The following is a 4,547-nucleotide window of genomic DNA, read 5'->3' as shown; positions in this document are numbered from 1 at the left end:
GCCGAAGGCTAGTAAAAGACTATGAGCGTTATGCCGAGACCTTGGCAGGATTCCACGTAGTCGCCTTCGTCTGCCTCATGCTCAAACGCGCCGCAAACATCATGCAAGGTGCATAACACCCTCTAAGTCCACAGTGTGCCTCTGTGCAGTAAGATACCAAAATAATGTGAGCACATGGAGGAGACGATGATATCGGTCAAAGAGCACATCACAATGGCGACCGTTGGAGCGATCGTCGGCGCTGCCTTGGGCGCGGGAATAGGCGGCTCAATCTTTGGACCGCCAGGGGCCGTCGCAGCGGCTGTACTGGGTGGGCTAGGCGGCGCATTTTTTGGGTCGTTTCTGTAGTCGCAGAAGCGCCGCTACAACAAGCTCGGGAATCCGCTTCGTAGGCATGGGTTACGAATATCGCGAGCGACGACGCCAAGGTTGTCGGGAAGGCGATGCATGGGTGCCGACGGCGCCCCGCGTTTCGGCGTAGGCTTCGGCAGACCGTGGCCGCTTGAAAAAGAGCTACCGGCTAACGAGATCGCAACCGGGAAGCCTCGTGTGGCCGGCCAAGGGTGTCTCTATCGCAGCTCATGAACGCAGTAACGCCGGCAAAGCTCGCCGAATGTCCCTTTGAAGTCCGCGTTGACAAGATTTTGCACGACCGGTTCTATGATGTCCGCGACGCTGTTGCGGTCGCCAAGAAGGTCAAAGGGACGCAGCCAGCGGCCGATGTCGTGGTCATAGACACACGAACCAATAAATTAGTGATCAAGGTCGACGGTTGAACAAATCGCCCCGCTGCCGCTCCGGCGTCGCATCGGGTCGAGTGTTAAGGCACGTCCGATGTTGAGCTTCTCTCTTATGGTGGGTGGGACCACAAACGAGTGGGCAGACCTATGAGCAAGACAGACGCAGCTCTCATTTTGCCCTCGATGTTTTAGGTTGCTTTCGCGGCGCTCGGGGCTATTACGCATTTGACTGCGTACGCGCCGCTGACGTCGATTTATGCGCCATCCGCGCCGGTCCCGCCGACTTGGCGCGGCTAGGGCGACGAGAGACGACACACTCTCCTCGCGTTGCGCAAGGACACGCCGATATCACGCGCCGTGCAATCGATTGGAACCATTCGCTCAACGCCAATTCTCGGAGGATTGCATCGTCAATATGCTCAGATTTAATTTGCGACAGGGACAGGTTTCGAGCCGAGGCTCACAACGCTTGGCGCGACGCGACGGTTGCTACGGCGTGAAGCGAGAACTCAATGATGCGTTCGCGCGAACTCAGCGCGTTAGCGTGTCAATGCCGTCGCAGACCATCACACGAATAATTGGCGGCGTGAGGCCGTGAGCGAAACAGCGACCCTAGTATTACCCCTTGTCCAAAGATCGCCTTGGGCTGGGCGAATGATGCACGACGTGGTCATCATCGGCGGGGGCACAATAGCCATGTCTGCGCCGTCTACTTGGCTATGGCGGGCTCGATCTGCTCCAAGAACCGAATGTAGTGTTCGGGCAAGCCGTGCTCTGGCGCGCCCTCCCGCAACAGGGTAAGCTACCGGAGCGACGGCTTGTGGTCGTCTTCGTCGCCCTGGGCAATGTAGGCCACGGCCGCTAGCCTCGTGCCGCTGATGTCTTCGGCGTCCAGCGATAGCGGCCGATAACGCCACCACGGAACGCCCCCCATGGCGCCCACACGAACAAGGTCCCGCCGTGTGATCTTGTAGGGGACGCCCCAAACCTCCGCCGCCGGATCGGCGGACAAATTAGCATAGATGGCTCTGCCTCTGGGCGGCGCCCTGAGGTTGAAACGCAGCCGGTATCCCCCGACCCGCTCTGGGCGCCACTCGCGAGGACGCATGCCGCGCCGGTCGCGAAACGCGCTATCGTGCATATTAGCGCCATAGGCGAAGTACCAGATTTCCTCGTGAGACGATCCGATGAGGCGGATGCCGCGCAGGCGATACAGGCACCAGGATAGGGTCCATGAGCGGGCGATGAGTCCATTGAACTTGAGCAAAGTCCTCAGCATCGCTGTGTTTTCCGCTCCAGAGTTTGATCGAACGCCACCGATGCGCTGAGGCGTTTCAATTCCGTGGCCTGGTTGGAGTCAGCGCAGAATCTTCCCAAAATCGTACGTTAAGGTCGATTCGAATTCTCTGCCCGATTGTTTCGCCATCGGCCAGTGCGATGCTTATACACGAGCTTTTCGAGCCTTGGCCATGAACACGTGGCGTTCGGTCACTGCAGCAGCATGAGCGCCATTGTCACCGACCAACATTTGCTATGTCGTTCGACAACGTGACAAGGCCTTGTGCTGACGATCGTGCACGCTCCCCTTCTTCTGTCACGAGGATTATCTTTCCTATATGTCGTGCATTTTCCATGAGCGCGTGCGCGTCGGCTGCTTTCACAAGTGGAAAAGTCTGTTTGCTTTGCGCTCGGATCCGGCCTTCTTCTATGAAGGGCCAGACCTTGGCCTCGAGCGCCAGCGCTATTTGCGCCTTGTAGTCCGATGGCCGAGTACGTAGCGTGGACCCCGTATAAGTTAGTCGTTTTAGCATGATGGGCATCAGATCGATCTCAATCTTGGATCCGAGACTAAACGCGACCTGCACAATCCGACCATCAGGCGACGAAGCCTTAATATTCTTTTCAACGTATGGACCCCCAACAACGTCGAGGATGACATTGGCTCCGCCTGCCTCGCTGCGCACGACCTCGACAAAGTCCTCCCGTCGGTAGTCGATCACGCGATCAGCGCCGACTTCTTGACAGAACGCACACCGCTCTGCTGGGCTATCGGTCGTGAAAACCTTGGCGCCGAATGCCTTAGCAAGTTGAATGGCCGTGCTGCCGATGCCGCCGGCGCCGCCATGGACAAGCAGCGTTTCTCCCGCGCGCAATCCCGCTCTATCGAAAATGTTGCTCCAAACTGTGAAGAATGTTTCTGGAACCCCGGCGGCATCAAGAACCGAGACTCCGTGCGGAACAGGCAGGCAGTGCCGGGCATCAGCCACGCAGTATTCCGCATATCCACCGCCATTAGTGAGGGCAGTCACGGTGTCGCCAAGCTTCCAACGAGAAGCGCCGTCCCCAAGGCGCGTAATTTCTCCGGAGACCTCAAGACCGGGCAGATCAGACGCCCCCGCTGGAGCCGGGTAAAGCCCTTTCCGCTGCATAATGTCGGGGCCATTCACACCTGCAGCTTGCACCTGGATCAACACCTCACCCGGGCCGGGCGAAGGTACCGGCCTTCGGCGGCTTACTAGAACTTCAGGCCCGCCTGCGCGTGAAATTTCGACTACTGTCATTTCGGCGGGGATTTGTTGCATTCGTACTGCTCCTGTGCCGACCGCAAACTCGATCCGGTCTAGCACGCCGCGACAAATCTGGTGATGTTCTTGCCAGCCATATTTACATTCGGTGGCCGCCAATCGAGACCACGATCTCGTCCAGATGCCAGTGATCGTGGGGCCTCGGTCGAATGCTGCGAAGATTTCTGGCGATCGCCGGCCCGAACTTTAAAACCCAGCGACGGATCGATTCATTGCTGACCTCTGGTCCTCGTTCGGCCAATAAATCCTCGACGTCACGGACGTCAAGGTGAACCGAAGATAGAGCCAAACGGCATGCTGGATGACATCGGGCGAGAAGCGATGAGGCTTTGTCACGTTGTCGAATGACAGACGCGGATGTTCGTCGGTGACAATGGCGCTCATGCTGCTGCAGTGACCGAGCGCCATGTGTCCATGGCCAAGGCTCGAAAAAAATCGATGCGTCCTTGCTGAGATGAGGTGGCGTTGAACATTGAAGGCGTTGTGAGCGGCGGCGTGAAAGGAGAGAAATCTTTGCGCTGAGCCGACGCTTTTGAAACCCTGCATCTTGCGTTCCCGTCGTCGGGTCGGTTGATGCGAATTCTCTGCCCGATTGTTTCGCCATCGACCAGTGCGATGCCGATGCCCGATCCCGAGATCACGCGCCGCGGCGTGATAGGATCGGAGATCGTGCGTGACCAGATTCTCCGGTACGAAGCCATATTTCTTTAGTAACTTGCGCATCAATTTCAGCGCTGCGGTCTTATTCCGCTTGGTCCGGACCAAGACATCCAGAACTTCTCCTTCGCTATCGACGGCGCGCCATAGATAGGCCAGCCGTCCATCAATCTTGAGATAGACTTCGTCAAGATGCCATGTCGTGTGCGGCTTCGTCCGGCGTTTACGCAACGCAGCAGCGATCCTGGGTCCAAAACGATTGACCCATCGTCTCACAGTCTCATAGGACACGGTGATCCCGCGCTCAGTCAAGAGATCTTCGACGTCTCGGAAGCTTAAAGTGAAGCTGACTTAGAGCAGACTCCGATCAAGGTGGATCATATCCACACGCGGCGAAATAGTTTGCGCATTCGAGTGGCTTGAAGATTTCCGCGCCGATTTCGAGTGCGCGCATCAGTCCGGCGACAGTTCGCTCCGCGATTTTGCGCAAGTATGCCTTGAGTTTGGAGAAGGCCTTCTCGATTGGGTTCATATCGGGACTGTAGGGCGGCAGATAGCGCAACTC

5 protein-coding genes and 3 pseudogenes are annotated in these 4,547 nt (G+C 57.5%); 3 read left to right on the top strand and 5 right to left on the bottom strand.

Annotated features, from left to right (window positions below):
- The 3 genes and pseudogenes from AB7F49_RS38330 to AB7F49_RS38320 all read left to right on the top strand — a co-directional run.
- Positions 1–116: pseudogene (locus AB7F49_RS38330) on the top strand (IS5/IS1182 family transposase); the annotation flags it as partial.
- 58 nt (positions 117–174) lie between these two features.
- The gene (locus tag AB7F49_RS38325; protein ID WP_428532932.1) at positions 175–348 is read left to right on the top strand and encodes a glycine zipper 2TM domain-containing protein; all 174 of its coding nucleotides are present in this window, start codon (positions 175–177) and stop codon (positions 346–348) included.
- Between the two features lie 233 nt (positions 349–581).
- The gene (locus tag AB7F49_RS38320; RefSeq protein WP_428532929.1) at positions 582–776 is read left to right on the top strand and encodes a hypothetical protein; all 195 of its coding nucleotides are present in this window, start codon (positions 582–584) and stop codon (positions 774–776) included.
- 766 nt (positions 777–1,542) lie between these two features.
- Here AB7F49_RS38320 and AB7F49_RS38315 read toward each other — a convergent pair.
- The 5 genes and pseudogenes from AB7F49_RS38315 to AB7F49_RS38295 form a co-directional block, all read right to left on the bottom strand.
- Positions 1,543–2,019, bottom strand: a complete 477-nt coding sequence (locus AB7F49_RS38315; protein WP_428532926.1) for a gamma-glutamylcyclotransferase family protein — start codon at positions 2,017–2,019, stop codon at positions 1,543–1,545.
- A 235-nt stretch (positions 2,020–2,254) separates the two neighbouring features.
- On the bottom strand, positions 2,255–3,322 hold the full coding sequence (locus AB7F49_RS38310) for an NAD(P)H-quinone oxidoreductase (protein WP_428532923.1): 1,068 nt from the start codon (positions 3,320–3,322) through the stop codon (positions 2,255–2,257).
- A gap of 85 nt (positions 3,323–3,407) precedes the next feature.
- Positions 3,408–3,709: pseudogene (locus tag AB7F49_RS38305) on the bottom strand (hypothetical protein); the annotation flags it as partial.
- Positions 3,706–4,327 (bottom strand): annotated as a pseudogene (locus AB7F49_RS38300) (IS6 family transposase); the annotation flags it as partial. The pseudogenes AB7F49_RS38300 and AB7F49_RS38305, both read right to left, overlap by 4 nt.
- 22 nt (positions 4,328–4,349) lie before the next feature.
- A partial coding sequence (locus tag AB7F49_RS38295) for a transposase (protein ID WP_428532920.1) occupies positions 4,350–4,547 on the bottom strand: 198 nt, incomplete at its 5' end.

The organism is Pseudorhodoplanes sp. (genome assembly GCF_050250235.1).
In the GTDB taxonomy this organism is placed as follows: Bacteria; Pseudomonadota; Alphaproteobacteria; order Rhizobiales; family Xanthobacteraceae; genus Pseudorhodoplanes.
This window is presented reverse-complemented; position numbering and strand designations above follow the sequence as displayed.

Excerpts from the sequence above, each read along its gene's own strand:
- AB7F49_RS38325 (WP_428532932.1), top strand. The coding sequence starts at position 175 with ATGGAGGAGACGATGATATCGGTCAAAGAGCACATCACAATGGCGACC.
- AB7F49_RS38320 (WP_428532929.1), top strand. The coding sequence starts at position 582 with ATGAACGCAGTAACGCCGGCAAAGCTCGCCGAATGTCCCTTTGAAGTC.
- AB7F49_RS38315 (WP_428532926.1), bottom strand. The coding sequence starts at position 2,019 with ATGCTGAGGACTTTGCTCAAGTTCAATGGACTCATCGCCCGCTCATGG.
- AB7F49_RS38310 (WP_428532923.1), bottom strand. The coding sequence starts at position 3,322 with ATGCAACAAATCCCCGCCGAAATGACAGTAGTCGAAATTTCACGCGCA.